This window comes from Burkholderia ubonensis subsp. mesacidophila, from assembly GCF_002097715.1.
Classification (GTDB): Bacteria; Pseudomonadota; Gammaproteobacteria; order Burkholderiales; family Burkholderiaceae; genus Burkholderia; species Burkholderia mesacidophila.
Genome location: NZ_CP020737.1, coordinates 796884 through 823340 on the forward strand (window position 1 = coordinate 796884; position 26457 = coordinate 823340).

A 26457-nucleotide genomic window follows, 5' to 3' on the forward strand; every position below is an offset into this window, starting at 1 on the left:
ATGCGTCTGCGCGGGCGGACCGCGCCGGCGCGTCGCGTCGCTTCGCTTCGCGGTGAAACGCGCGGCGTCCGGCGTCATTTCATGGCGCGTGGGCGCCGCGTTCCGGTTCGGCCCCGTGTGTGGGCCCTTTACCGTTCACGCCGCCAGCATTTCCTTCGCGTGCTTGCGCGTCGTTGCCGTGATCTCGAGCCCGCCGAGCATCCGCGCGACTTCCTCGACGCGGCTCGCCTTGTCGAGCGGGACGACCGTCGACACGGTGCCGCCGTTGTCGTCGGCGCCCTTGGCGACCTGGAAGTGCTGGTCGCCGCGCGCCGCGACCTGCGGCAGGTGGGTCACGCACAATACCTGCCGGTCGCGGCCCAACTGGTGCAGCAGCCGGCCGACCACTTCGGCGACGCCGCCGCCGATCCCCGTATCGACTTCGTCGAAGATCAGCGTCGGCGTCGGGCTCGCGGCGCTCGCAATGACTGCGAGCGCGAGGCTGACCCGCGCGAGCTCACCGCCCGACGCGACCTTCGCGAGCGGCCGCAGCGGCACGCCCGGGTGCCCGGCGACGCGGAACTCGACCTGCTCGAGGCCGTGCGGGCCGCCGTCGGCGAGCGGCACGAGCGCCACCTCGAAGCTGCCGCCTGCCATCGACAGCTCCTGCATGCCGGCGGTCACGGCCGTGCCGAGCGCCTTGGCCGCCTGCGCGCGCGCCTTCGACAGGCGCTTCGCGTCGGCGAGGTAAGCGTCCCACGCCTTGGCCTGCGCGGCGTGCAGCGCGCCGAGGTCGGCGGCGGCGTCGAGCGCGGCCAGCTGCGCGCGCCGCGCCGCGTGCTCCTCGTGCAGCGTGTCGGGCGGCAGGCGGAACTTGCGGGCGGCCGAATGCAAAGCGTCGAGACGCGTTTCGACCTGCGCGAGCCGGTTCGGGTCGAGGTCGAGGCGCTGCGCGTAGTGCGACAGCGAGTAGACGGCCTCCTGCAGCTGGATTTCGGCCGGCTCGAGCGACGCGAGCGCATCGCCGAGCGCCGGATCGTAGTCGGCGAGGCTGCGCAGCTTCGACACGATCGCGCCGAGCTGCGCGAGCATCGCGTCGTCGGCCTCGGACAGCGCATTGAGCGCGCCCTGCACGCCGTCGATCAGGTTCGCCGAATGCGACAGGCGCTTGTGTTCGTTGCTGACCTCGTCCCATTCGCCGGGCTGCGGCGCGAGCTTGTCGAGCTCGGCGAGCTGCCACGCGAGCTTTTCGCGTTCGAGCTGCAGTTCGCGCTCGTGCGCCTTCGCCGCGTCGATCGCCTGGGTCGCATCGCGCCAGACGCGCCACGCGCGCGCGACGGTCGCGGCGTCGGCGACGAGCCCGGCATGGGTGTCGAACAGCTCACGCTGCGCATCCGGCCGCATCAGCAGCTGGTGCGCGTGCTGGCCGTGGATGTCGACGAGCATTTCGCCGACTTCGCGCAATTGCGCGAGCGTCGCGCTGGTGCCGTTGATGAACGCGCGCGAGCGACCGTTCGCGTCGATTACGCGGCGGAGCATCACAGTGTCCTCGGCGTCGAACGCGTGCTCGTCGAGCCAGCGCGCGACGCGGTCGTGCTGGGTGAATTCGGCGGTTATGTCGGCGCGGCCGCAGCCGGTGCGCACGACGCTCGCGTCGGCGCGTTCGCCGAGCGCCAGTGCGAGCGCGTCGATCAGGATCGATTTGCCGGCGCCGGTTTCGCCGGAGAAAACGGTAAAGCCGCTGTCGAATTCGAGATCGAGCGCGGCGACGATGACGAAGTCGCGGATCGAGAGGTGGCGGAGCATGGTGTCGGGCGGTTGGGCGTCAGGGCGCCGTGTCGTCGTCTTCGTTCGATGCGTGCTCGTTCCAGTGCAGCTTCTTGCGCAGCGTCGCGTAATAGCTGTAGCCGATCGGGTGCAGGAACGGCACGGTGTGCTTCGAGCGGCGCACCTCGATCGTGTCGTTCAGTTCGAGCGCGGTAAACGACTGCATGTCGAAATTCACGTTGACGTCGCGCCCGCCGACGATCTGGATCGCGATCTTGGTGTCGTCGGGCAGCACGATCGGCCGGTTCGACAGCGCATGCGGTGCGATCGGCACGAGCACGATGCCCTGCAGCTGCGGATGGAGGATCGGCCCGGCCGACGACAGCGCGTACGCGGTCGAGCCGGTCGGCGTCGCGACGATCAGGCCGTCCGAGCGCTGGTTGTACATGTACCGGCCGTCGACCGACGCGCGCAGCTCGACCATCCCGGAGAAGCCGCTGCGGTTCACGACGACGTCGTTGAACGCGAGCGCGTGGTAGATCGGTTCGCCGTTGCGCATGATCCGCGCCTCGAGCAGCGACCGTTCCTCGCGCTCGAACTTGCCGGACAGCATCACAGGGACGCGCGCCTGCATGTCGGCCGCCGCGATGTCCGTGACGAAGCCGAGCCGCCCGTGGTTGATCCCGATCAGCGGCGTCTTGTACGGCGCGAGCTGCCGGCCGATGCCGAGCATCGTGCCGTCGCCGCCGAGCACGACCGCCACGTCGGCGCGCGCCCCGATTTCGGCCGGCGTGAGCGCCGAGTAGCCGGCGATGCCGAACTCGCGCGCAGTGTCGGCTTCGAAGACGACCTCGAAACCCTGCTTCGCGAGGCAGTCGGCCAGCGTGGCAAGCGGCTCGGCGATGCTGGGCGTGTTGCTCCGGCCGACGAGCGCGACAGTATGGAACTGATTACCGGTTTTCATGGCGGCATTACACCATAGCTCGTTGACGAAAAGAACCGTTTGCGGCCCCGGGCGCCGCGCCCGGCCTGTTTGGTGCAGGGCGCGGCCACTCGCCGCAGTCGCGCGGTTGCGCTAAAATTTTCTACCATGCTAGATCCTCGCGCACGAACCCTCTTGAAAACCCTGATCGAACGGTATATCGCCGACGGTCAGCCGGTCGGATCGCGCACGTTGTCTCGTTATTCCGGGCTGGAGCTGAGCCCGGCGACGATCCGCAACGTGATGTCCGACCTGGAGGAGCTCGGCCTCGTCTCGAGCCCGCACACGTCGGCCGGCCGGGTGCCGACCCCGCGCGGCTACCGCCTGTTCGTCGACACGATGCTGACGGTCGAGGCGCCGATCGACGCCGAGGCGGTCGCCCGCCAGGTCCAGACCACGCTGCAGGCCGGCGAGCCGCAGCAGAAGGTGGTCGCGGCCGCGGCGAGCGTGCTGTCGAACCTGTCGCAATTCGCGGGCGTCGTGCTGACGCCGCGCCGCAGCCACGTGTTCAAGCAGATCGAGTTCATGCGGCTGTCCGACAAGCGCATCCTGCTCATCATCGTCACCCCCGAAGGCGACGTGCAGAACCGGATGCTCGCGACGCCGCGCGACTACTCGCCGTCGCAGCTGACCGAGGCGTCCAACTACATCAACGCACATTTCGCCGGCCTGTCGTTCGACGAAGTGCGCCGCCGCCTGCGCGACGAGATCGACCAGCTGCGCGGCGACATGACCGCACTGATGCACGCGGCCGTGACCGCCAGCACCGAGGTGCCGGATACGGAAGACACCGTGCTCATTTCCGGCGAGCGCAACCTGCTCGAGGTTGCCGACCTGTCGTCCGACATGGCGCGGCTGCGCAAGCTGTTCGACGTGTTCGACCAGAAGACCGGCCTGCTGCAGTTGCTCGACGTGTCGAGCCATGCGCAGGGCGTGCAGATCTTCATCGGCGGCGAATCGACGCTCGTGCCGATCGAGGAGATGAGCGTCGTCACCGCGCCCTACGAGGTGAACGGCCAGATCGTCGGCACGCTCGGCGTGATCGGCCCGACCCGCATGGCGTACAACCGGGTGATCCCGATTGTGGACATCACCGCGCGCCTGCTGTCGCTCACGCTCAGCCAGCAATAACCGGTCCCGCCATCGTGCCGTGGCGCGCTGCGCGCCGCAATCGGCCGAACGGCCAGTCACCCCGTCCGGGACGGCCCGCTATAATTGAATGCCGTCCGGTTTCGTGCCCTGAGCACGTACTTTTTATGCGCTTCGATCTTGAGCCGCCATCGAGCGTCGCGGCCGCCCATCGCATCGCGGTGCTGCTGATCAACCTCGGCACACCCGACGCCCCGACGCCGCGCGCGGTTCGTCGCTACCTCGCCGAATTCCTGTCCGATCCCCGCGTGGTCGAAATTCCGCAGGCGGTCTGGCAGGTCTTGCTGCGCACGCTGATCCTGCCGTTGCGCGGCCGCGCGTCCGCGAAGAAATACGCGGCCGTGTGGATGCCCGAAGGCTCGCCGCTGCGCGTGCATACCGAGCGCCAGGTCGACGGCGTGCGCCACCTGCTCGCGTCGAACGACTATCAGGTGCTGGTCGACTACGCGATGCGCTACGGCAGCCCGAGCATTCCGCAGGTGCTCGCGCAGCTCAAGCGCGCGGGCGTCGAGCGCGTGCTGCTGATGCCGATGTACCCGCAATACTCGGCGTCGACGACGGCGACCGCCTTCGACGCGGCGTTCAACGCGCTCGCGCGCATGCGCAACCAGCCGGAAGTCCGCACCGTGCGCCATTACGCCGATCATCCGGCATATATCCACGCGCTCGCCGAGCAGGTGCGGCAGTATTGGGCGCAGCACGGGCGGCCCGATTTCGCGGCGGGCGACAAGCTGGTGCTGAGCTTCCATGGCGTGCCGAAGCGCACGCTCGACCTCGGCGATCCCTATCACGACCAGTGCCAGCAGACGGCCGCGCTGCTGATGACGACGCTCGGGCTGTCGACGATCGAATGCCGCGTGACCTTCCAGTCGCGTTTCGGCAAGGCGGAATGGCTGCAGCCGTACACCGCGCCGACGCTGCGCGAGCTCGGCGAAGCAGGCGTGCGGCGCGCGGACGTGTTCTGTCCGGGCTTCACGGCCGACTGTCTCGAGACGATCGAGGAGATCGGGATGGAAGTGCGCGACGAATTCATCGCGGGCGGCGGCAAGGCGTTCCACCGCATTCCGTGCCTGAACGGCGCGCACGCGTGGATCGGCGCGCTCGGCGAGATCGTCGCCGAGAATCTGCAGGGCTGGCCGGTCAAGGCGGCGCAGCCGGAAACCATAGGCTGAAATGAAACGACCCCCACGCTTACTTCGTTCGCTTGGGGGGGCGCAGCCCCCCCATCCCCCGAAAGCCAGTCCATCTACGCGTGGGGTGGCCCGGCGGAGGCTGACATGAACTACAAGATCTCCACCGAGCCGGGCGCGCGGCTGCGCATCGACAAGTGGCTGTGGGCCGCCCGGTTCTTCAAGACGCGCTCGCTCGCGGCCGACGCGGTCGACAAGGGGCGGGTGCGGATCGGCGGCGCGCCGGTCAAGCCGGCCAAGGAGGTGCGCGTCGGCGACGAGGTCGAGATTGCGATCGACGGCATCGTCTGGCACATTGCCGTGCTGGGCGTGTGCGACCTGCGCGGGCCGGCGAGCGTCGCACAGACGCTTTACGCGGAGACGGAATCCGGGCGCGCCGCGCGGCTCGCCGAACAGGAGCGGCGCCGCACGTTCCACGAACCGGCGGCTGAACTGCACGGCCGGCCGACGAAGCGCGACCGTCGCATCATCGACAGATTTTCGGGTGGGCGCTGAACATCTGGTCCAGCGTCGCCTGTACGCTGCCGTATTCGGTCGTGCGGTCGGTGACCGCCCCGGACAGACAGATGGTGGTGGTGCCAGCAATGAGTACCAGCGCGACCACCGATATGGCAAAGGTCAGTTTCACGGTACTCCCCTCGAGAAGACGGGTGAAAATGGCGCCTGGTGGAGTTCGGGCAACGGTCGGGCAGGGTAAACGCGCCTCTCCGAAGCCTGAAGTGCAGTGTAGTGCAGCGTCCGGAGGCGAGCTAGTACTTGCCGGGTAAGCGTTGTTACAGGTCGTTTCGACCGCTCGGGCGGCGGTTGCCGCGGACGGCGCGGTTGATTCGCGACGTTGGCGAATGCGCGCGAATAACCCTCTTGAAGTTGGTGTTTTCGCCCTTATCTGCACCAGTAATGTGCGGTGCCGTCGACGATTCGTCTGACGGTTGCCGATTTGGCTTCAACCTCTAATCGACTTTCAGCGACATGGAAAACACGCAAGAGAACCCGGCTACCCAATCGGCCGAAGACATCGGCAGCGAGGCGCAGGCGGCGCAAGGCGCCGCGCCGGCAGCCGACGCCGCCGAAGCGGCGCTCGCCGAGGCTCAAGCCAAGGTCGCCGAGCTGCAGGAGAGCTTCCTGCGGGCGAAGGCCGAGACCGAGAACGTGCGCCGCCGCGCACAGGACGACGTCGCGAAGGCGCACAAGTTCGCGATCGAGAGCTTTGCGGAGCACCTGCTGCCGGTGCTGGACAGCCTCGAGGCGGCGGTCGGCGACACGTCGGGCGACCTCGCGAAGGTGCGCGAGGGTGTCGAACTGACGCTGCGCCAGCTGACGAACGCGCTCGAGAAGGGCCGCGTCGTTGCGATCAACCCGGTCGGCGAGAAGTTCGATCCGCACCAGCACCAGGCGATCTCGATGGTGCCGGCCGAGCAGGAGCCGAACACCGTCGTCGCCGTGCTGCAGAAGGGCTATACGATCGCCGACCGCGTGCTGCGCCCGGCGCTCGTCACGGTCGCGCAACCGAAGTAAGGCTGCGGCGATGGTGCCCGCCGGCGTCGATCCGGCCGCGTTCGCCGCGTTCGACATGCAGGCGTTGTCTGCCGACACGTTCGACGCCGGTCTCGCGGGCGCGGGCGACACGCTCGCCGTGGTGTTCTTCTGGGGCGTCGACTGCTTCAACTGCGAAATCGCGAAGAAGGCGATGCTCGCGCAGCCGGACGCCATCCGCGCGCTGGGCCTGAAGTGGTTCCACAGCAACGTCTACGAACACCGCGACCTCGGTCGGCGCTTCGGGCTGCACGGCGTGCCGACGTGGTTTTTCTTTCACCGCGGCAGGCGGCTCGGCCGCGCGACCGGCTGGCACGGTCTCGCGCAGTTCCAGGCCGCGGTGGCGGCAGCGCGGGCGAAGATCGTGGCGGCGGGCGCTCCGGTAGCCGGCAACCCGGCACGGTCCGGCGATTGAAAAAATTTAATAGCCGCATCGCTTGTCGGGTCTTGAAAACGGCGCGAGCGGACTTATTTCGGGAGCAGAGTTGAATTCGGCGCGCGAAACGGCCAGAAAGAGCAGGTTTTCGCGCAGCAATCAAGGATTTCTGGAGATTAGGAAAAATGGGAAAGATCATCGGTATTGACCTCGGCACCACGAACTCGTGCGTCGCCATCATGGAAGGCAACCAGGTCAAGGTCATCGAGAACTCGGAAGGCGCGCGCACCACGCCGTCGATCATCGCCTACATGGACGACAACGAAGTGCTCGTCGGCGCGCCGGCCAAGCGTCAGTCGGTGACGAACCCGAAGAACACGCTGTTCGCGGTCAAGCGCCTGATCGGCCGCCGCTTCGAAGAGAAGGAAGTCCAGAAGGACATCGGCCTGATGCCGTACGCGATCGTCAAGGCGGACAACGGCGACGCATGGGTCGAAGCGCACGGCGAGAAGCTGGCGCCGCCGCAAGTGTCGGCTGAAGTGCTGCGCAAGATGAAGAAGACGGCTGAAGACTACCTCGGCGAGCCGGTCACGGAAGCCGTGATCACGGTGCCGGCGTACTTCAACGACAGCCAGCGCCAGGCGACCAAGGACGCGGGCCGCATCGCGGGCCTCGAAGTCAAGCGGATCATCAACGAGCCGACGGCAGCCGCGCTCGCATTCGGCCTCGACAAGGTCGAGAAGGGCGACCGCAAGATCGCCGTGTATGACCTCGGCGGCGGCACGTTCGACGTGTCGATCATCGAGATCGCGGACGTCGACGGTGAAATGCAGTTCGAAGTGCTGTCGACCAACGGCGACACGTTCCTCGGCGGCGAGGACTTCGACCAGCGCATCATCGACTACATCATCGGCGAGTTCAAGAAGGAGCAGGGCGTCGACCTGTCGAAGGACGTGCTCGCGCTGCAACGCCTGAAGGAAGCCGCTGAAAAGGCGAAGATCGAGCTGTCGTCGAGCCAGCAGACCGAAATCAACCTGCCGTACATCACGGCCGACGCCTCGGGTCCGAAGCACTTGAACCTGAAGATCACCCGCGCGAAGCTGGAAGCGCTGGTCGAGGATCTGGTCGAGCGCACGATCGAGCCGTGCCGCATCGCGATCAAGGACGCGGGCGTCAAGGTGTCGGACATCGACGACGTGATCCTGGTCGGCGGCCAGACCCGCATGCCGAAGGTGCTGGAGAAGGTGAAGGAGTTCTTCGGCAAGGATCCGCGCCGTGACGTGAACCCGGACGAAGCCGTCGCGGTCGGCGCGGCGATCCAGGGCCAGGTCCTGTCGGGCGACCGCAAGGACGTGCTGCTGCTCGACGTGACCCCGCTGTCGCTCGGCATCGAGACGCTCGGCGGCGTGATGACGAAGATGATCAACAAGAACACGACGATCCCGACGAAGCACGCGCAGGTGTATTCGACGGCGGACGACAACCAGGGCGCCGTGACGATCAAGGTGTTCCAGGGCGAGCGCGAAATGGCGGCCGGCAACAAGCTGCTGGGCGAGTTCAACCTGGAAGGCATCCCGCCCGCACCGCGCGGCGTGCCGCAGATCGAAGTGACCTTCGACATCGACGCGAACGGCATCCTGCACGTCGGCGCGAAGGACAAGGCGACCGGCAAGGAAAACAAGATCACGATCAAGGCGAACTCGGGCCTGTCCGAAGCCGAGATCGACCAGATGATCAAGGACGCGGAAGCGAACGCGGCGGAAGATCACAAGCTGCGTGAGCTGGCCGATTCGCGCAACCAGGGCGACGCGCTCGTCCACAGCACGAAGAAGGCGCTGACCGAGTACGGCGACAAGCTGGACGCGGGCGAGAAGGAGAAGATCGAGGCCGCGCTGAAGGAACTCGAGGAAGTTCTGAAGAACACCGCGAGCGACAAGGCCGCGATCGATGCGAAGGTCGAAGTCGTGGCGACGGCCTCGCAGAAGCTCGGCGAGAAGATGTATGCCGACATGCAGGCCCAGCAGGCAGGCGCGGCCGGTGCGGCGGGCGCAGCGGAAGGTGCGGCCCACGCGGGCGGCGCGCAGCAGGCTGCGGACGACGTCGTCGACGCCGAGTTCAAGGAAGTGAAGAAGGACTGAGCCGGGTTGCAACAGCACCGCAAGCCGCGCGCGAATCGCGCGCGGCGCGGCTGACAAGCGGTCTGTCTTTCCTTCCGGATGGCCGGATCGACTCTACGCCTGGCGGGCTTCGCGGCCCTCCGGGCACATTTGTTTTTTGGCGGGCGCTGCGCGACGCCGTCCCCGGACGGCGCGCCGCAACGCCAGACGAGTCGCGAGACTTTACTGCAGGCGAAAGGAGCCGTTGCGTGCATCAGGCGTAGCGGCAGTGAATCGATATGGCGAAACGGGATTACTACGAGGTTCTGGGCGTCGCGAAGAATGCGAGCGACGACGAAATCAAGAAGGCATATCGCAAGCTTGCGATGAAGTATCACCCTGACCGCAATCCGGACAGCAAGGATGCGGAAGAGCATTTCAAGGAGGCGAAGGAAGCCTACGAAATGCTGTCGGACAGCCAGAAGCGGGCCGCGTACGACCAGTACGGCCACGCGGGCGTCGATCCGAACATGGGCGGTGCGGGCGCACAGGGCTTCGGCGGCTTTGCCGACGCGTTCGGCGACATCTTCGGCGACATCTTCGGCCAGGCGGCGGCGGGTGGCCGCGGCGGTCGGGGCGGTCCGCAGGTGTATCGCGGCGCGGACCTGCGCTACAGCATGGAAATCACGCTCGAGCAGGCCGCGCACGGCTACGACACGCAGATCCGCGTGCCGAGCTGGGTGTCGTGCGAGATCTGCCATGGTTCGGGCGCGAAGCCGGGCACCAAGCCCGAAACCTGCCCGACCTGTCACGGCCAGGGCACGGTGCGGATGTCGCAGGGTTTCTTCAGCATCCAGCAGACCTGCCCGAAGTGCCACGGCAGCGGCACCTACATTCCCGAGCCGTGCGCGCATTGCCACGGGTCGGGCAAGGTGAAGGAAACCAAGACGCTCGAAGTGAAGATCCCGGCGGGGATCGACGACGGCATGCGGATCCGCTCGGCCGGCAACGGCGAGCCGGGCATCAACGGCGGGCCGCCGGGCGACCTGTACGTCGAGATCCACATCAAGCCGCACTCGGTGTTCGAGCGCGACGGCGACGACCTGCATTGCCAGATGCCGATCCCGTTCACGACCGCTGCGCTCGGCGGCGAGATCGAGGTGCCGACGCTGGCCGGCCGCGCGACGTTCCCGGTGCCGGAAGGCACGCAGTCGGGGAAGACGTTCCGCCTGCGCGGCAAGGGCATCAAGGGGCTGCGCGCGAGCATCGCGGGCGATCTGTACGTGCACGTGCAGGTCGAGACGCCGGTGAAGCTGACCGACCAGCAGCGCGATCTGCTCAAGCAGTTCGAGAAATCGCTGGCCGAAGGCGGCGCGCGTCACAGCCCGCAGAGCAAGAGCTGGTTCGACCGGGTGAAGAGCTTCTTCGAGTAACGGCATGACTGAAGGCAGCGAGAGCGCGTCGTTCGCGCTCTTGGACGATTGCGACTCGACCGCGACCGCGCGGTCGAGTCGCTTGTATACGGGTTTCGTGCGCGAGCGGGTGTGCGCCGATCCCGCGCAGCTCGACGCGATCGATGCGGCGCTTGCGCAGGATCTGCGCGACGGGCTGCACGCGGTCGTGGTCGGCGATTACGAATTCGGACGCAACCTGCAATGGGCGCAGCCGGGCGAGGCCCCGCTGCGCTTTTTGCTGTTTGCGCGCTGCGAGCGCCTGTCGCGCGACGAGGTCGATGCGTGGCTCGCGCAACGCGACGGCGGCGCGGCGTCGCCGTCGATCGCGGGCGTCGCGCACGTGACGAAGAGCGTGACGCGCGACGCGTTCGATGCGGCGATCGCCGCGGTGCATGACGCGCTGCTCGCGGGCGACTCGTATCAGGTCAATTACACGTACCGGCTGCATTTCGATGCGTTCGGCGCGCCGCTCGCTCTGTACCGGCGCCTGCGCGCGCGCCAGCCGGTGCGTTATGGCGCGCTGATCGCGCTGCCGGACGGCGCGTGGGTCGTGTCCTGCTCGCCGGAGCTGTTCGTCGAGCGGCACGGCGAGGCGCTGCGCGCGCGGCCGATGAAGGGCACCGCGCCGCGTTCGGACGATCCGCAGCGCGACGCGCAAGCCGCGGCATTCCTCGCGAACGACCCGAAGAACCGCGCCGAGAACGTGATGATCGTCGACCTGCTGCGCAACGATCTGTCGCGGATCGCGCGCACGGGGACGGTCAAGGTGCCGGCGTTGTTCTCGGTCGAGCCGTATGCGTCGGTGTGGCAGATGACGTCGACCGTCGACGCCGGATGGCGCGACGGCACGACGTTCGCCGACGTGCTGCGCGCGCTGTTTCCGTGCGGCTCGATCACCGGTGCGCCGAAACACAAGACGATGCAGCTGATCGACGCGATCGAGTCGACGCCGCGCGGCCTCTATACGGGGGCGATCGGCTGGCTCGACGCGCCGCACGAACCCGCGGCGGGCTGCGGCGATTTCTGCCTGTCGGTGGCGATCCGCACGTTGACGCTCGGGGTGGCCGACGTAGGCGCGGCCGGCGTAGGCGGCTGGCGTACCGGCACGATGGGTGTCGGCGCGGGGATCGTGCTCGACAGCGTCGCCGCCGACGAATATGCGGAGTGCGAATTGAAAGCGCAATTCCTGACCCATGCCGATCCCGGCTTCCAGCTGTTCGAAACGACCTGCGCGACGCGTGCGGGCGGCATCCGCCATCTCGACCTGCATCTTGCGCGGCTGCAGCGCAGCGCGGACGCGTTCGGCTTTCGTTTCGACGAAGCCGCGTGCCGCGAACGGATCGCCGCAGATTGCGCGTCGCTCGAAGGCGACGGTCCATACCGGATGAAGCTGTCGCTTGCGAAGGATGGGACATTCGAGATTGTCGCCGCGTCGTTGAAACCGCTGCCGGCAGGGCCGGTCGGCGTGCTGCTCGCATCGGAGCACGGCTTTGCGCCGATGCGTTCGGACGACGCACTGCTATTGCACAAGACGACGCGCCGCGCCGAATACGATCGTGCATGGCAGGCGGCCGACGCGCTCGGCTGTTTCGACATGCTGTTTTTCAACGAGCGCGGCGAGCTGACGGAAGGCGGACGCTCGAACGTGTTCGTGAAGCGTGCAGGGAAGTGGGCGACGCCGCCGCTCGCGTGCGGCGTGCTGCCGGGTGTGATGCGTGCGGTGCTGATCGACGATCCGGCATTCGATGTGGAAGAGCGCGTGCTGACGCTCGAAGACGTGTTGAACGCGGATGAGTTGATGATCTGCAATGCGTTGAGAGGCGCGGTTCGAGCATCACTCGTTCGCGCATCGGCGCACGAGTGACGTCGAGCTAACGCGCCGGCGGCGTGCAGTACCAGTTGATCATCTTCGGCGGCGTTCGCTTCGCGTCGTAACGGACCGTGCAGGTTCGCGCGGCAGTGCCGAGCGGACGCGCGATGATGGCGGCCGTGTCGAAGTAGTTGCAACTGATCCAGTAATCGGTTTCGGCTGCGGCGAGTGCCCAGGTGTTGATGAGCGTGTCGCGTTGTTTGACGCCGCTCGATGGAGCGAGCATGGTCAGTTGATCGGGAGGGCCGGACCAAAACGACACGCTGATCAGCGGATGCGCTTGCTGCGAATCGTAGGATCGCCAGCCGTTGGGTGCGGGACTGTCGATCGTCTGTGAAACCGGCAGGCGAGCCGGACATTGGAGCGGCGTCGAGATGGCGTGCGCCGACGACAGGCAAGCGGCTGTCAGCAGCGTGGCGAGCGCCGCATCGGGTGGAACAAACGGGCGTGCCATCGTTATCTCACCACTGAGAAGGCATCGGCGTTGTTGCTCGGGTCGATGTAGCGACCGTTCCTATCCTTGCCCTTGAACCGGATGTGCCGTTTCTGGATTTTCGAGAGACTGCGCCATTGTTCAGCGACATAGATGCCTGTCGAATCTTGACTCAGATAGAACGCCGCATGGTTGCCATGCGATTTGTTCGGATAACGTTCGTTCTCGAAGGTTGCAATGACCGTGCCCGGACTAATGCTCAAATCGCCTTTGACGGTTTTTTCCGGTCGCCAAGCCGAGGTTGGACCCACTCTGGTATGGGCCTTCACAAGCGCGACGCATTCACCATCGCCTTGCAGTGGGTCGCCCGGTAGTTTGGCTGCGTCTTCGTATACATGTGCCATTTTCACCTCCTTCGAATGCGGAGGGTGCAATGGTCTCAGTAACGAAGGCGCGCGGATATGGGACTTGTTTGAAATTAAGCGCTGTCCAATGACATGACAGGTTTTGTCGACAGGGCGGCGACCATTGCCTTCGCACCCCGCCGCAGCCTCATCCGCGAATCAGAACGTATGCTCCGCCCCCGGGAACGAACCGTCCTTCACCGCGCGCACGTACGCGTCGACCGCCGCCTGAATATTCGGCTGGCCCTGCATGAAGTCCTTGACGAAGCGCGGCCGCTTGCCGGGGAAGATGCCGAGCATGTCGTGCAGCACCAGCACCTGGCCCGAGCAGTCGGCGCCCGCGCCGATGCCGATCGTCGGAATGCGCAGCATGTGCGTGACTTCGGACGCGACGAGCGTCGGCACGGCCTCGAGCACCACGAGCTGCGCACCCGCGTCTTCGATCGCGCGCGCGTCGCGCAGCAGCTGCGCGGCGCCGGCTTCGGTCTTGCCCTGCACCTTGAAGCCGCCGAACGCATGCACCGATTGCGGCGTCAGGCCGAGGTGCGCGCACACGGGCACCGAGCGCTCGACGAGGAAGCGCACGGTGTCGGCGAGCCATTCGCCGCCTTCGAGCTTGACCATCTGCGCGCCGGCGCGCATCAGCTTGACCGAGCTTGCGAACGCGTCGGCGGGCGTGCCGTACGTGCCGAACGGCAGGTCCGCGACGATCAGCGTGCGCGGCTGCGCGCGTGCGACGCAGGCGGTGTGATACGCGATGTCGTCGAGCGTGACGGGCAGGGTGGTGGTGTGGCCTTGCAGCACATTGCCGAGCGAATCGCCGATCAGGAGGACGTCGACGCCTGCGCGGTCGAGCAGCGCGGCGAAGCTCGCGTCGTAGCAGGTCAGCATCGCGATCTTCTCGCCGGCGTCGCGCATCGCCTGCAGCTTCGGCACGGTCACGGCAGGCCGGCTCGATTCCTGGAGATAGGTCATGGGAAATCCGGTTCGATGGGTGAATACAGCAGCGAGACGCGTCAGCGCGTCGTCTCGCCCTTGACGAAGAATTCCTTGCGGCCGCGCATCGTCGCGATGTGCTCGACCAGCAAGGCGAGGTCTTCGGGGGAGTCCAGCGGATTCAGGTGTTCCGCGGCGACCGTCAGCACCGGGGTGCGGTCGTAGTGGTAGAAGAATTCGTTGTACGCGTCGACCAGCGCGCGCAGGTACGCATCGCTGATCTGCAACTCCATCGGCAGGCCGCGCTTCTGGATCCGCGCGAACAGCACCTCGGGGCTCGCCTGCAGGTAGACGACGAGATCGGGCGCGCTCGCCCGGGGCGCGTCGACGTGCGCGGCTAGCGCGCGATAGAGCTGCCACTCGTCGTCCGGCAGGTTCAGCCGCGCGAAGATCTCGTTCTTCTGCGGCATGAAATCGGCGACGACCGGCCGGCCTGTGTCGAGCACCGCGCTCAGTTCGCGCGCCTGCTGCGCGCGCTGCAGCGCGAACGCCAGCTGCGTCGGCAGCGCATAGCGCGCGGTGTCGCGATAGAAGCGCTCGAGAAACGGATTGTCCTGCGGGCGCTCGAGCAGCGTCTGCATCGACCAGCGTTCGGCGAGCAGGCGGGCCAGCGTCGTCTTGCCGACGCCGATCGGGCCTTCGATCACGAGATGGCGGTGCGGCGCGCGCAGGTCCGGCGCGGTGACGGTCAGCGGTGTCGGGTTCATCGGCAGGGGTTCTTGTCGGCGCCGTCGTCGGCAGCGGCGAGCGCTCTCTGCATCAGGCACTTGCAGGTCTGGACCTTCTCGATGCGCTGGCTCGCGACCGCGGCGAGGAATGCCTCGGCGCGGCCGCGCGCCGGGATGTGGAGCGCCGGGTCGAGTTCGACGAGCGGCACGAGCGCGAATGCGCGGTCGGTCAGGCGCGGGTGCGGCACGATCAGGTCGGGTTCGTCGATCGAGTCGACGCCGTACAGCAGGATGTCGATGTCGAGCGTGCGGGGCGCGTTGCGGTACGGACGCTCGCGCCCGAAGTGATGTTCGATCTTCTGGCAGAGGGCGAGCAGCTCGCGCGCGGCGAGCGTCGTGTCGATCTTGACCGCGCAGTTGTAGTAGTCGTCGCCCCCGGCGTCGACCGGGGCCGTGCGATACAGGCTCGACTTGTCGAGCACGGCGACCGTGCGCTGCTGGGCGAGGCATACCACCGCGTCCTTCAAGGTCTGGCGTGCATCGCCGAGATTCGCCCCCAGTCCGAGATATGCAACCGTCATGGCATCACTTCCTACGTCGTTCGCCGGCGCGCGTCAGTCGTCGGAACCGGCCGGGCCGTCCGATGCCTGTTCCGCGCCTTCGGTGCCCTTGCGGTTCTTTGCGCCGCCGCGGCGGCGCCGCTTGCGGGGCGACTTCTCCTTGCTGCCGCCCTGCGTGAGCAATGCCTCGCGCGCGGCCGCGTCGCCGTCGATGAAATCCGTCCACCACTGCCCGACGTCCTGATCCAGCTCGCCGGATTCGCAGCGTAACAGGAGGAAATCATACCCCGCTCTGAATCTTTGGTGTTCCAGCAGGCGCAGCGCGCTGCGGCCGGAGCGCTTCTCGAGGCGCAGCTGCAGGCCCCAGATCTCGCGCATGTCGGCCGAGTAGCGCTTGTGGATCGCAAGCTTCTCGGTCTGCATGTCGAGCACGTCGTCCATCGCGCGATGCAGCGCGGGCACCGGGAATTCGCCGTCGGCCGTGTACTGCTCGAAGCGCTGGCGCATGTCGTGCCACAGCAGCGTTGCGAACAGGAAGCCCGGCGACACCGGCTTGCCGGCGCGCACGCGCGCGTCGGTGTTGTTCAGCGCGAGCGTGATGAACTTCTCGCCCTGCGGCTGTTCGAGCACGACGTCGAGGAGCGGCAGCAGCCCGTGGTGCAGGCCTTCCTTGCGCAGTTGCTTCAGGCACGCGAGCGCGTGGCCGGACAGCAGCAGCTTCAGCATCTCGTCGAACAGGCGCGCGGCCGGCACGTTGTTGATCAGGTCGGCGAGCGCGTTGATCGGCTCGCGCGTATGCGGCTCGATGTCGAAGCCGAGCTTCGCCGCGAAGCGCACCACGCGCAGCATCCGCACCGGGTCCTCGCGATAGCGTGTGGCCGGGTCGCCGATCATCCGCAGAAGGCGGGCGCGCACGTCGGCCATCCCGTCGTGGTAGTCGAGCACCGTCTGCGTCGACGGGTCGTAGTACATCGCGTTGATCGTGAAGTCGCGGCGCGCGGCGTCCTCGTGCTGTTCGCCCCACACGTTGTCGCGCAGCACGCGGCCGCTCGCGTCGACCGCGTGCGTGCGGCGGTCGAGTTCGTCGCGCTTCAGGCGCTTCGGCGGCTCGGCCTCGGCAGGGGGCTGATCGACGAGCGCGCGGAACGTCGACACCTCGATCAGCTCCTGGCCGAACTGCACGTGGACGATCTGGAAGCGGCGGCCGATCAGGCGCGCGCGGCGGAACAGGCGCTGGACCTCGGTCGGCGTCGCGTCGGTCGCGACGTCGAAGTCCTTCGGCGCGATGCCGAGCAGCAGGTCGCGAACCGCGCCGCCGACGATGAACGCGCGGAAGCCCGCCTGTTGCAGCGTATCGGTCACGCGCACCGCGTTCTTCGAGATCAGCGCGGGATCGATGCCGTGCACGCTCACGGGCACGACGGTTGGCTCGTGATTGCTGCGGGGACGCTTCGCGGCGGCGCCGCGGGCGCCCTTCGTGGCGCGCGGAGCGGGCGCCGCTTCAGGGGGGGCGGAGGAGGGCGTTTGCACGGCGTCGTCCTGGCCGAGCAGCTTGCGGATGAATTTTTTGATCACGACGTTCAGGAAAGATCGAGGATGCGCCAGCCGCGGTTGCTTGCATGCGCGCGCAGCGTGTCGTCAGGGTTGGTCGCGATCGGGTCGGTGACTTTCTCGAGCAACGGGATGTCGTTGTGCGAATCGCTGTAGAAGTAGCTGTGCGCGAAGTCGTCCCAGTGCTTGCCGAGCGACGCGAGCCACGCTTCGGTGCGCACGATCTTGCCTTCGCGATAGCTCGGCGTGCCGGTCGGCCGGCCCGTGTACGGGGAATCGGGGTGGCCGTCGGTCGTCTCGACCTCGCAGGCGATCAGCGTGTCGACGCCGAATGCGGTCGCGATCGGCCGGGTGATGAATTCGTTGGTCGCGGTGACGACGCAGCACAGGTCGCCCGCGTCGAGGTGCTCGCGCACGAGTTCGAGCGCGGCGGGCAGCATCGCGGGGCGGATCACCTCGTGCATGTACTGCGCGTGCCACTCGGCGAGCTGCGCGCGCGAATACTTCGCGAGCGGCGTGAGCATCGCGGTCAGGTACGCGTGGATGTCGAGCTTGCCGGCCTTGTAGTCGGCGAAGAACTGATCGTTCTGACGCGAAAAGCTTTCCGCGTCGACGATGCCGAGCTTCACCATGAAGCGGCCCCATTCGTGGTCGCTATCGGTCGAGATCAGCGTGTGATCGAGGTCAAAGAGTGCCAGATTAGTCATGGATGCGCATTTTACTCGAAGCGGTTTGAACCCGCGCCCGGCGGCGCGATGTCGTCGCCGGGGCGGGCCAGCATCCGGCGCAGCAGCGGCAGCGTGACGGCGCGTTTCTGCTCGAGCGAGAAACGGTCGAGCGCGTCGAGCAGCGCCATCAGGCTGGGCATGTCACGGCGGAAATGGGTCAGCAGGTAAGCCGCGATGTCGTCGGTGAGCGCGATCCCGCGCTCCTTCGCCGCGAGCTTCAGCACGGCGATCTTGCCGGCGTCGGACGGCGGCGACAGATGGAACACGAGCCCCCAGCCGAGGCGCGTGCGCAGATCCTCGCGGACGTCGAGCGCGAGCGGCGCCGCGGGGCCCGCCGCGACGAACGCGCTCGACGGATGCGCGCGGACCTCGTTGAACAGGTTGAACAGCGCGACCTGCTGCGTGTCGCTCATGCGGTCGCAGTCGTCGATCGCGTAGATGCCGATGCGCGGGTCGAACGTGAACGCGCCGAGCGGGCTTTGCGGCGTCAGGTAGCGCGCGTAGCCGTACGACGCGTCGCTCACGAGCGCCTGCAGCAGGTGGCTGCGGCCGCTGCCGGGCTCGCCCCAGATGTAGAACGACCGGTCCGGCACGGGGCCCGCTGCCAGCGCGAGGTCGAGCTTCTGCAGCCGCGTGATGAGCTCGCCGTTTTCCTCGCCCGTGATGAAGTTGTCGAACGTGGCGGGGGGCGGCGTGCCGAGATCGAGCGTCAGTTGACGGGACACAGTCACAATGCGGGTCGGTTGGAAAAACGCGTGCCGGGGAGCGCGGCGTCGATGGCTGCACGCGCGGCCGCACGCACGGCGGCGCGCGGGTTCCGGCGCGGCTCGCTCAGCGATGAAAACGGGGACGTGTTGGCCAAGATGCGATCCCTGACGATTCGATGCGGGGAATTCCGGCCAGCGGGCCGGCTTCGGGTAAAATCGCATTTTACCGACCTTCTCGCATTCCCCCATGAATCCTCCGAAATCCGCTCCTGACGCTCAAGGTCTGTCCTATCGTGACGCGGGCGTCGACATCGACGCGGGCGACGCCCTCATCGACAAGATCAAGCCCTTTGCGAAGAAAACCCTGCGTGACGGCGTGCTCGGCGGCATCGGCGGGTTCGGCGCGCTGTTCGAAGTGCCGAAGAAGTATCGCGAACCGGTGCTCGTGTCGGGCACCGACGGCGTCGGCACGAAGCTCAAGCTTGCGTTTCATCTGAACAAACACGACACGGTCGGCCAGGATCTCGTCGCGATGAGCGTGAACGACATCCTCGTGCAGGGCGCCGAGCCGCTGTTCTTCCTCGACTACTTCGCATGCGGCAAGCTCGACGTCGACACGGCCGCGACCGTCGTCAAGGGCATCGCGCACGGCTGCGAGCTGTCGGGCTGCGCGCTGATCGGCGGCGAAACCGCCGAAATGCCGGGCATGTACCCGGACGGCGAATACGACCTCGCGGGCTTCGCGGTCGGCGCGGTCGAGAAGAGCAAGATCATCGACGGCAGCACGATCGCCGAGGGCGACGTGGTGCTGGGCCTGGCGTCGAGCGGCATCCACTCGAACGGCTTCTCGCTTGTGCGCAAGATCATCGAGCGCGCGAACCCGGATCTGTCGGCCGATTTCCACGGCCGCTCGCTCGCCGACACGCTGATGGCGCCGACCCGCATCTACGTGAAGCCGCTGCTCGCGCTGATGGAAAAGATCGCCGTGAAGGGGATGGCGCACATCACCGGCGGCGGCCTCGTCGAGAACATTCCGCGCGTGCTGCGCGAAGGCCTGACGGCCGAGCTGGACCAGAAGGCATGGCCGCTGCCGCCGCTGTTCCAGTGGCTGCAGGAGCATGGCGGCGTCGCCGACGCGGAAATGCACCGCGTGTTCAACTGCGGGATCGGCATGGCCGTGATCGTGTCGGCGGCGGATGCCGACGAAGCGGTCAGCCAGCTGACGGCGGCCGGCGAGCAGGTGTGGAAGATCGGCGCTGTGCGCGCGAGCCGCGAAGGCGAGGCGCAGACGGTCGTGGTCTGACGCGCCGCCCGACGCGCAATGTCACAGGAAGCCGCCCGGAGTCGATCCGGGCGGCTTTTTTTTCGCCGTGTGCCGGGCGCGGCGGCGGCCGGGCCGGCTCACGCGGACGGGCTCGCGCGCGCCGGCCGCGCGTTGGCCAGCAGCGGCGGCACCAGCAGGTAGAGCAACGCGGCCGCGGCCCAGACGAGCCCGGGCCATGCGTCGCGGGTTGCCGCATAGGCCGCGGTGACGACGAGCGGCCCGGCGACGCCGATCAGGCTCGCGACACTCGCGAGCGTGCCTTGCAGCTCGCCCTGCCGGGCGTCGTCGACCTGGCGCGCGAGCATCGCCTGCAGCGCCGGCAGCGTCATGCCGCCCGCCGCGAACAGCGGCAGCAGCGCGAACGGCACCCAGGGCGCGTTGGCGAACGCGATGACCACGAGGCCGAGCGCGTCGCCGGCGAGTCCCAGCGCAAGCGCGCGGCGCTCGCCAAGCCGCGCGATCAGCGGCCCGATCGCGAACGCCTGCGCGAGCGCGTGGCACGCGCCGTAACCGGCAAGCGACAGGCCCGCGACCAGCGTCGACCAGCCGAAATGCGCCTGTCCGTACAGGATCCACAGCGTCGCGGGCGCCTGCGACACCAGCGCCACGATCACATAGACCCCGATCAGCGGAACGAGCGCCGGGCCGCCGCGCAGCCGCCGCAGGCTCGCGAGCGCGTTGAGGCTGACCTTGGCGCCGCCGTTGCGCGCGGCCGGCGGCCGCGATTCCGGCAGGTTGCGCCAGACGAGCGCGAGATTGAGCGCGTTGAGCAGCGCTGCGGCGGCGAACGGTGCGCGCAGATGCCACGCGCCGAGCAGGCCGCCGAGCACCGGGCCGGCGATGAAGCCGATCCCCATCGCGGCGCCCAGCTGGCCGAAACGGCGTGCGCGATCGGATTCCGCGGTCACGTCGGTGACGTACGCGGTCGCGACCGCGACGTTCGCGCCGGTGATGCCCGCGATCAGCCGCCCGGCATAGAGCCACGCGAGCGTCGGCGCATACGCCATCAGCAGATAGTCGAGCGCGGCGCCCGCGAGCGACGCGAGCAGCACGGGCCGGCGGCCGAAGCGGTCGCTCAGCGCGCCGAGGACCGGCGCGCACACGAACTGCGCCAGCGCGTACAGCGCGAGCAGCATGCCGTAGTGCGTGTCGGCGCCGCCCGCGCCGGAGAGCGTGCGCAGCAGCCCGGGCAGGATCGGCATCACGAGCCCGACGCCGATCGCGTCGAGCACGACGGTCGTCAGGACGGCAATCATGGAAGGATTCAAGATTTTTCTCTATCGGTGATAGAGTGACGATTATTCCACACCTTCCCTATCGGTGATAGAGATGAAAGACACGGGCGCGCGATTGACGCGCGACGCGGTCCTGCGCGCGGCGCTCGAACTGCTCGACGAGGTCGGCATCGATGCGCTGTCGACGCGCCGGCTCGCCGAACGGCTGGGCGTGCAGTCGCCGACGCTCTACTGGCATTTCAAGAACAAGGGGGAACTGCTCGACGCGATGGCGGAAGCGATCATGGTCGAACGGCGCAGCGCGACGCTGCCGCAGCCGGGCGATGCGTGGGACGCGTGGCTCGTCGCGAATGCGTGCAATTTCCGCCACGCGCTGCTGGCCTATCGGGACGGCGCGCGCCTGCATGCCGGCACGCGGCCGCGCGGCGCGCATTTCGACGGGATCGAGTGCAAGCTGGCGTTGTTGTGCGACGCGGGTTTCACGCCGGAGCAGGCGATCGACCTGATGTTCGCGATCGGCCGTTTCGTGGTCGGCTGGGTGCTGGAGGAGCAAGCGGAGCCGGAGCGCGCGCCCGACGCGGACGCGCCGGACCCGGCCGCGTATCCGCTTGTCGCGCAAGGGTGGGCCGCGCTGCGCGCGCGCAGCCCGGACGACGCGTTCGAGCGCGGCATCGCGCTGATCGTCGACGGTGCGCGTGCGCAACTCGCCGCGCGACGTGCCGGGTGACGACGCGCGCAGCCGCGCGCCAGCGCGAGCGCGTCAGGCCGGCGCGCGGCCGTCGAGCACGCGTTCGAGCGCGTCCACCGCTTGCGCGGCCGCATCGGCCGCGACGCAGTCGACGACGATCCGCTCCGGCATCGCGCGCAGCCACGTGAGCTGCCGCTTGCAGAGCTGGCGCGTCGCGAAGATGCCCTTGTCGCGCATCGTCCGATAGTCGGTCACGCCGTCGAGGAATTCCCACGCTTGCCGGTAGCCGACGCAGCGTATCGACGGCAGCCCGGGATGCAGGTCGTCGCGGCGGCGCAGCCGCTCGACCTCGTCGATGAAACCCGCATCGAGCATCGCGTCGAAGCGCTGCGCGATCCGCGCGTGCAGCACCGCGCGGTCGGACGGCTCGAGCGCAACCGGCACGAACCGGTAGCGGGCCGCTGTATCGTCCGCGCGCGGCGGCGCGGCGAGCAGCGCCGACATCGGCTGGCCGCTCAGCATGAAGATTTCGAGCGCGCGCTGGATCCGCTGCGAATCGTTCGGTGCAAGGCGCGCGGCCGTTTCGGGGTCCATCTGCGCGAGCCGCGCGTGCAGCGCCGGCCAGCCGTCGCGCGCGGCATCCGCGTCGAGTTCCGCGCGCACGGCCGGATCCGCGGTCGGCAGGTCGTTCAGCCCCTGCGTCAGCGCCTTGTAGTACAGCATCGTGCCGCCCGCGAGCAGCGGCGTGCGGCCGCGCGCGGTGATCTCGCCGATCAGGCGCAGCGCGTCGGCGCGGAATTCGGCGGCCGAGTAGGCGTCGGCCGGGTCGATGATGTCGATCAGGTGATGCGGCGCGGCCGCGCGTTCGTCACGGCTCGGCTTCGCGGTGCCGATGTCCATGTCGCGGTAAACGAGCGCCGAATCGACGCTGACGATCTCGATCGGCCGGCGTGCCGCGAGCGCCAGCGCCGCGGCCGTCTTGCCGGACGCGGTGGGCCCGAGCAGGCAGGCGATCGTCGTTTGAGCGGAAGACTGCGACACGCTCATTGGCCGCGCATGAACAGGCGGTCGAGGTCGCCGAGCGTGAGCTGGTACCAGGTCGGCCGGCCGTGGTTGCACTGGTCCGCGCGTTCGGTCGCTTCCATCTGGCGCAGCAGCGCGTTCATCTCGTCGAGCGTGAGGCGGCGGTTCGCGCGCACCGCGTGGTGGCATGCGAGCGTGCCGAGCAGCTCGTGCTGGCGTTCGGTGAGCACGCGCGAGCCGCCGAACGCATGCAGGTCGGCGAGCACCGCGCGCGCGAGCGCCTGCAGATCCGCGTCCTTCAGCAGCGCGGGCACCGCGCGGATCGCGAGCGTCGTCGGCGACAGCACCGCGAGGTCGAAGCCGAGCGATTCGAGCGTCTCGCGCTCCTCTTCGACGGTGCCGATCTCGACCGGCGTCGCATTCATCGATACCGGCAGCAGCAGCGCCTGCACCGCGACCGAGCGATCGGCGAGCGCGCCCTTGAACTGTTCGTACAGGATCCGCTCGTGCGCTGCGTGCATGTCGACGATCACGAGCCCGTGCGCGTTCTGCGCGAGCACGTAGATGCCGTGGATCTGGCCGAGCGCGAAGCCGAGCGGCTGGTCGTCGTGCGCGGTGTGGGCGAGCGACGGCGCCGCGGCGAATCCCGCCAGCGGTGCGACCGGCGCGTCGCCGGCGTCGTGTGCGTCGTGTGCGACCGCCGTCGTGCCGGCCGGCGTCCCCGCGCCGCTGTCCTTGCGGCCGAACAGCGCGTCGTAGAGCGCGAGCGGCTGCGCGACAGGCAGCGTGCCTTGCGTCATGCGCTCCTGGCGCAGCCATGTGCTGCCTTGCGACGGCGTGGGCGCGGAGCCGCTGCCGCCGCTCGCGGCCTGGCCGAGCGGCGTGGACTGGAACGAAGCGGGGCCCGGCGTCGGCGCCGCCGCGATATGCGCGGCGTGGCCGCCGGCGGTGGTTTCGGGCGACGCGCCCGCATGGCGGGCCAGCGCGCGCTGCACCGCATGGAACACGTACTGGTGGATCGAGCGCGAATCGCGGAACCGCACCTCGATCTTCGACGGATGCACGTTCACGTCGACGGCCTCGGGCGGCAGGTCGAGGAACAGCACGTAGGACGGGTAGCGGTCGCCGTGCAGCACGTCCTCGTACGCGGCGCGCACCGCGTGCGTCAGCAGCTTGTCGCGCACGAAGCGGCCGTTCACGAAGAAATACTGCTGGTCGGCGCGGCCGCGGCTCGCGGTCGGCAGCCCGGCGCAGCCGTAGACGGCCAGCGGCCCGGCGCGCTCGTCGAGCGGCAGGTACGCGGTCGCGAAGCTTTCGCCGAGGATCTTCGCGACCCGCTGCGTGGGCTCGGTCGCGTTCCAGTGCTCGACGGCCTTGCCGTTGTGCAGCACCGAGATCGCGACGTCCGGCCGCGCGAGCGCCGCGCGGCGGATCATTTCGACGCAATGGCCGAACTCGGTCTGCTCGCTCTTCAGGAACTTGCGCCGCGCGGGCGTGTTGAAGTACAGCTCGCGCACCTCGATCGTCGTGCCGACCGCGCCGGCGGCAGGGGCGAGCACGCCGGTCTGCGCGTCGATGCGCGTCGCGTGCGCCGCATCGGCGGTGCGGCTCGTGATGAACATTTCGGCAACCGACGCGATCGAGGCGAGCGCTTCGCCGCGGAACCCGAGCGTCGCGACCGCTTCGAGCTCCTCGAGCGAACGGATCTTGCTCGTCGCGTGGCGCATCAGTGCGAGCGGCAGCTCGCCGGGCGGAATCCCGCAGCCGTCGTCGGTGATCGCGATGCGCTTGACGCCGCCTTCCTCGAGCACGATGCGCAGCGTGTTCGCGCCGGCGTCGAGCGCGTTCTCCAGCAGCTCCTTGACGACCGACGCCGGACGCTCGACGACCTCGCCCGCGGCGATCTGGCTGATCAGCTGGTCGGGCAGGGGCTGGATCGCGCGCAGCGGGCGCGGCGAGTGTGGATCAGGGGCGGGCGCGGCGCCCGCGGCCGTTTCGGTGAATTCGGACATGGCCGAATTATAGCGAGGCCGCCGGCGCGCGCCGGGCCGGCGATCCGTTACGTTTTTTCACGGAGCCTTAAGGTAGTTTCGGTATGATGACTGCGTTTCACGCGCCGCCCTTGCCGGGCGGGCGATTCCGCCCTTTATGCCGACACCGGCCTGCTTGCCCTGAAGGAACCGCATTTGGATACGCTGCTTCATTTCGTCAATCTCGTCCTGCACATCGACGCATTCCTCGGCGACTTCATCCGGCAGTACGGCGCCTGGGTGTATCTGGTGCTGTTCCTGATCGTGTTCTGCGAAACGGGCCTCGTCGTGTTTCCGTTCCTGCCGGGCGATTCGCTGCTGTTCATCGGCGGCGCGTTCGCGGCGACCGGCGAAATGAACGTCGGCGCGCTGATCGTGCTGCTGCTCGTCGCGGCGATCACCGGCAACACTGTCAATTACCTGATCGGCCGCTGGATCGGGCCGAAGGTCTTCAATACGCACATTCCGGTGCTCGAGCGCTTCCTCGACCGCGCAGCGCTGCAGAAGACCCACAGCTTCTACGACAAGCACGGCGGCAAGACGATCGTGCTCGCGCGCTTCATCCCGGTGGTGCGGACCTTCGCGCCGTTCGTCGCGGGCGCGTCGTCGATGAGCGTCGCGCGCTTCCAGTTCTTCAACGTGCTCGGCGCGCTGGTCTGGGTGCTGCTGCTCGTGCTGCTCGGCTATTTCTTCGGCAACATTCCGTTCATTCGCCAGTACCTGAACGTGATCGTGCTGGCCGGGATCGGCGCAGCGGTCGTGCCGGTCGCGCTCGGCGCGCTGTGGAAGCTCGTGCGCGGCCGTTCGGGCGGCGCGGGCAAGACCAGCGGGCGCTGACCTGCGCGGGCCGCGCGGTTCGTCGCGGCAACAAAAAAGCGTGGCTGCAGTTTGCGAGCCACGCTTTTTTCATGTCCGCCGACGCGCCGTTACGCGGTGCGGTGCGAGATCGGCGTTTCGGGCGTCGGGTACTGCGCGTCGTGGAACGTCTCGAGGATCACGCGGTTGGTGTCGCAGTACACCTGCCAGTAGTTCGACGGCTGCGTGAACGGTCGCACGAACAGCAGCGGGCCTTCCGGCGTGAACTGCAGCACGCCGACATCCGGCGCCGGGGTCGTCAGCACGTTCGGGATCGTCTGGATCGCCGACTTCAGGCGGTTGATCGCGTCGACCGCATCGACGCCGTTCGCGATCTTCGCGGACAGGTCGACGCGGCGGTACGGCGTCGCGCTGTAGTTTGCGATGTTGTCCGAAAAGATCTTGTTGTTGCCGACGATCGTGACGATGTTGTCCGGCGTGATGATCGTCGTGCCGAACAGGCCCAGCTCCTTCACGGTGCCGGTGACGCCGCCCGCGTTGATCACGTCGCCGATCTTGAACGGGCGCAGCACCTGCATGAACACGCCCGCCGCGAAATGCGCGAGCAGCCCGCCCCAGGCCGTGCCGATCGCGAGGCCGAGGCCGGCGAGCAGTGCGGCGAACGACGTGGTCTGCACGCCGAAGATCTGCAGGATCGCGAGGATCAACAGGATCGTCAGCAGCACGCCGACGACCGAGGTCAGGTAGTCGGAGAGCGTCGGGTCGACCTTGCCGCTGCGCTGCACGATCTTGCCGAGCAGCCGCGTGCCGATGCGGATCGCCCAGCGGCCGACGAACCACAGGGCGATCGCGGCGACGAGATTGAGGCCGAAGTCCAGGCCGCGGGTCATAAGGAATT

General features: G+C 68.0%; 26 protein-coding genes. 11 read left to right on the forward strand and 15 right to left on the reverse strand.

The features are described 5' to 3' along the window. Positions 1-135 precede the first annotated feature (135 nt). The gene (gene recN, locus B7P44_RS03800) at positions 136-1785 is read right to left on the reverse strand and encodes a DNA repair protein RecN (protein ID WP_084900837.1); all 1650 of its coding nucleotides are present in this window, start codon (positions 1783-1785) and stop codon (positions 136-138) included. Positions 1786-1804: 19 nt separating this feature from the next. After that, positions 1805-2710 (reverse strand): NAD kinase, encoded by a 906-nt coding sequence (locus B7P44_RS03805; RefSeq protein WP_084900840.1) that lies wholly within the window; start codon positions 2708-2710, stop codon positions 1805-1807. A 126-nt stretch (positions 2711-2836) separates the two neighbouring features. Between B7P44_RS03805 and hrcA the strand changes: the two genes are divergently transcribed. The 3 genes from hrcA (at position 2837) to B7P44_RS03820 (ending at position 5562) form a co-directional block, all read left to right on the forward strand. Further along, a complete protein-coding gene (hrcA, locus tag B7P44_RS03810) occupies positions 2837-3859 on the forward strand; it encodes a heat-inducible transcriptional repressor HrcA (protein ID WP_042583163.1) in 1023 nt (340 codons plus the stop codon). 125 nt (positions 3860-3984) lie between these two features. Continuing rightward, a complete protein-coding gene (gene hemH, locus B7P44_RS03815; protein WP_084900843.1) occupies positions 3985-5049 on the forward strand; it encodes a ferrochelatase in 1065 nt (354 codons plus the stop codon). Between the two features lie 105 nt (positions 5050-5154). Continuing rightward, positions 5155-5562, forward strand: coding sequence for an RNA-binding S4 domain-containing protein (locus B7P44_RS03820; RefSeq protein WP_084900845.1), 408 nt, complete (start codon positions 5155-5157; stop codon positions 5560-5562). Here the strand turns inward: B7P44_RS03820 and B7P44_RS37070 are convergent. Beyond that, complete coding sequence (locus B7P44_RS37070) at positions 5534-5695, reverse strand: hypothetical protein (protein ID WP_167389793.1); 162 nt, start codon at positions 5693-5695, stop codon at positions 5534-5536. The two genes, B7P44_RS03820 and B7P44_RS37070, sit on opposite strands and share 29 nt — an antisense overlap. Positions 5696-6036: 341 nt before the next feature. On the opposite strand from B7P44_RS37070, the gene grpE reads away from it, so the two are divergent. The 5 genes from grpE (at position 6037) to pabB (ending at position 12390) form a co-directional block, all read left to right on the forward strand. After that, positions 6037-6582 (forward strand): nucleotide exchange factor GrpE, encoded by a 546-nt coding sequence (gene grpE / locus B7P44_RS03825; protein ID WP_084900847.1) that lies wholly within the window; start codon positions 6037-6039, stop codon positions 6580-6582. A 10-nt stretch (positions 6583-6592) separates the two neighbouring features. Beyond that, the gene (locus tag B7P44_RS03830) at positions 6593-7015 is read left to right on the forward strand and encodes a thioredoxin family protein (protein ID WP_084900850.1); all 423 of its coding nucleotides are present in this window, start codon (positions 6593-6595) and stop codon (positions 7013-7015) included. A gap of 146 nt (positions 7016-7161) precedes the next feature. Next, the gene (dnaK, locus tag B7P44_RS03835) at positions 7162-9114 is read left to right on the forward strand and encodes a molecular chaperone DnaK (RefSeq protein ID WP_084900854.1); all 1953 of its coding nucleotides are present in this window, start codon (positions 7162-7164) and stop codon (positions 9112-9114) included. Positions 9115-9371: 257 nt separating this feature from the next. Next, positions 9372-10505 (forward strand): molecular chaperone DnaJ, encoded by a 1134-nt coding sequence (dnaJ, locus tag B7P44_RS03840; RefSeq protein WP_084900858.1) that lies wholly within the window; start codon positions 9372-9374, stop codon positions 10503-10505. A 4-nt stretch (positions 10506-10509) separates the two neighbouring features. Further along, entirely contained in the window at positions 10510-12390 is a 1881-nt protein-coding gene (pabB, locus tag B7P44_RS03845) for an aminodeoxychorismate synthase component I (protein ID WP_084900862.1), read from the forward strand. Positions 12391-12397: 7 nt separating this feature from the next. Here the strand turns inward: pabB and B7P44_RS03850 are convergent, their stop codons facing one another. The 8 genes from B7P44_RS03850 to hda all read right to left on the reverse strand — a co-directional run bounded on the left by B7P44_RS03850 (position 12398) and on the right by hda (position 18467). Next, the gene (locus tag B7P44_RS03850) at positions 12398-12850 is read right to left on the reverse strand and encodes an STY0301 family protein (protein WP_084900865.1); all 453 of its coding nucleotides are present in this window, start codon (positions 12848-12850) and stop codon (positions 12398-12400) included. A gap of 2 nt (positions 12851-12852) precedes the next feature. Continuing rightward, positions 12853-13233: a BPSL0067 family protein gene (locus B7P44_RS03855; protein ID WP_084900867.1), complete on the reverse strand. Its 381-nt coding sequence runs from the start codon at positions 13231-13233 to the stop codon at positions 12853-12855. Positions 13234-13392: 159 nt separating this feature from the next. Then, positions 13393-14208 carry a 3-methyl-2-oxobutanoate hydroxymethyltransferase gene (gene panB, locus B7P44_RS03860; RefSeq protein WP_084900870.1) on the reverse strand — a complete coding sequence of 272 codons (816 nt, stop codon included), beginning with the start codon at positions 14206-14208 and terminating at the stop codon, positions 13393-13395. 41 nt (positions 14209-14249) lie between these two features. Continuing rightward, on the reverse strand, positions 14250-14936 hold the full coding sequence (locus B7P44_RS03865; protein ID WP_084900872.1) for a deoxynucleoside kinase: 687 nt from the start codon (positions 14934-14936) through the stop codon (positions 14250-14252). Beyond that, positions 14933-15478 (reverse strand): 2-amino-4-hydroxy-6-hydroxymethyldihydropteridine diphosphokinase, encoded by a 546-nt coding sequence (gene folK, locus B7P44_RS03870; RefSeq protein ID WP_084900875.1) that lies wholly within the window; start codon positions 15476-15478, stop codon positions 14933-14935. The genes B7P44_RS03865 and folK overlap by 4 nt, the downstream gene beginning before the upstream one ends. 33 nt (positions 15479-15511) lie before the next feature. Continuing rightward, positions 15512-17032: a polynucleotide adenylyltransferase PcnB gene (pcnB, locus tag B7P44_RS03875; RefSeq protein WP_084900878.1), complete on the reverse strand. Its 1521-nt coding sequence runs from the start codon at positions 17030-17032 to the stop codon at positions 15512-15514. 5 nt (positions 17033-17037) lie between these two features. After that, positions 17038-17715, reverse strand: a complete 678-nt coding sequence (locus tag B7P44_RS03880; RefSeq protein ID WP_084900881.1) for a histidinol-phosphatase — start codon at positions 17713-17715, stop codon at positions 17038-17040. Between the two features lie 11 nt (positions 17716-17726). Beyond that, complete coding sequence (gene hda / locus B7P44_RS03885) at positions 17727-18467, reverse strand: DnaA regulatory inactivator Hda (RefSeq protein WP_321970429.1); 741 nt, start codon at positions 18465-18467, stop codon at positions 17727-17729. Between the two features lie 223 nt (positions 18468-18690). Here hda and purM point away from each other — a divergent pair, with 223 nt between their 5' ends. Beyond that, positions 18691-19746, forward strand: a complete 1056-nt coding sequence (purM, locus tag B7P44_RS03890) for a phosphoribosylformylglycinamidine cyclo-ligase (protein WP_084900887.1) — start codon at positions 18691-18693, stop codon at positions 19744-19746. 98 nt (positions 19747-19844) lie between these two features. Here purM and tet(64) read toward each other — a convergent pair whose 3' ends face one another. Then, the gene (gene tet(64), locus B7P44_RS03895; protein WP_133118089.1) at positions 19845-21035 is read right to left on the reverse strand and encodes a tetracycline efflux MFS transporter Tet(64); all 1191 of its coding nucleotides are present in this window, start codon (positions 21033-21035) and stop codon (positions 19845-19847) included. A 61-nt stretch (positions 21036-21096) separates the two neighbouring features. Here tet(64) and tetR point away from each other — a divergent pair, with 61 nt between their 5' ends. Beyond that, positions 21097-21729 (forward strand): tetracycline resistance transcriptional repressor TetR, encoded by a 633-nt coding sequence (gene tetR, locus B7P44_RS03900; RefSeq protein WP_084900894.1) that lies wholly within the window; start codon positions 21097-21099, stop codon positions 21727-21729. 33 nt (positions 21730-21762) lie between these two features. Here the strand turns inward: tetR and miaA are convergent, their stop codons facing one another. Together miaA and mutL are read right to left on the reverse strand one after the other, a co-directional pair. Beyond that, positions 21763-22737: a tRNA (adenosine(37)-N6)-dimethylallyltransferase MiaA gene (gene miaA / locus B7P44_RS03905; protein ID WP_084900897.1), complete on the reverse strand. Its 975-nt coding sequence runs from the start codon at positions 22735-22737 to the stop codon at positions 21763-21765. Continuing rightward, entirely contained in the window at positions 22734-24725 is a 1992-nt protein-coding gene (mutL, locus tag B7P44_RS03910; RefSeq protein WP_084900900.1) for a DNA mismatch repair endonuclease MutL, read from the reverse strand. Before mutL ends, miaA begins: the two co-directional genes overlap by 4 nt. 174 nt (positions 24726-24899) lie before the next feature. On the opposite strand from mutL, the gene B7P44_RS03915 reads away from it, so the two are divergent. Further along, the gene (locus B7P44_RS03915; protein WP_084900903.1) at positions 24900-25580 is read left to right on the forward strand and encodes a DedA family protein; all 681 of its coding nucleotides are present in this window, start codon (positions 24900-24902) and stop codon (positions 25578-25580) included. An 89-nt stretch (positions 25581-25669) separates the two neighbouring features. Here B7P44_RS03915 and B7P44_RS03920 read toward each other — a convergent pair whose 3' ends face one another. Beyond that, on the reverse strand, positions 25670-26449 hold the full coding sequence (locus B7P44_RS03920; protein WP_084900906.1) for a mechanosensitive ion channel family protein: 780 nt from the start codon (positions 26447-26449) through the stop codon (positions 25670-25672). Positions 26450-26457: the final 8 nt, after the last annotated feature.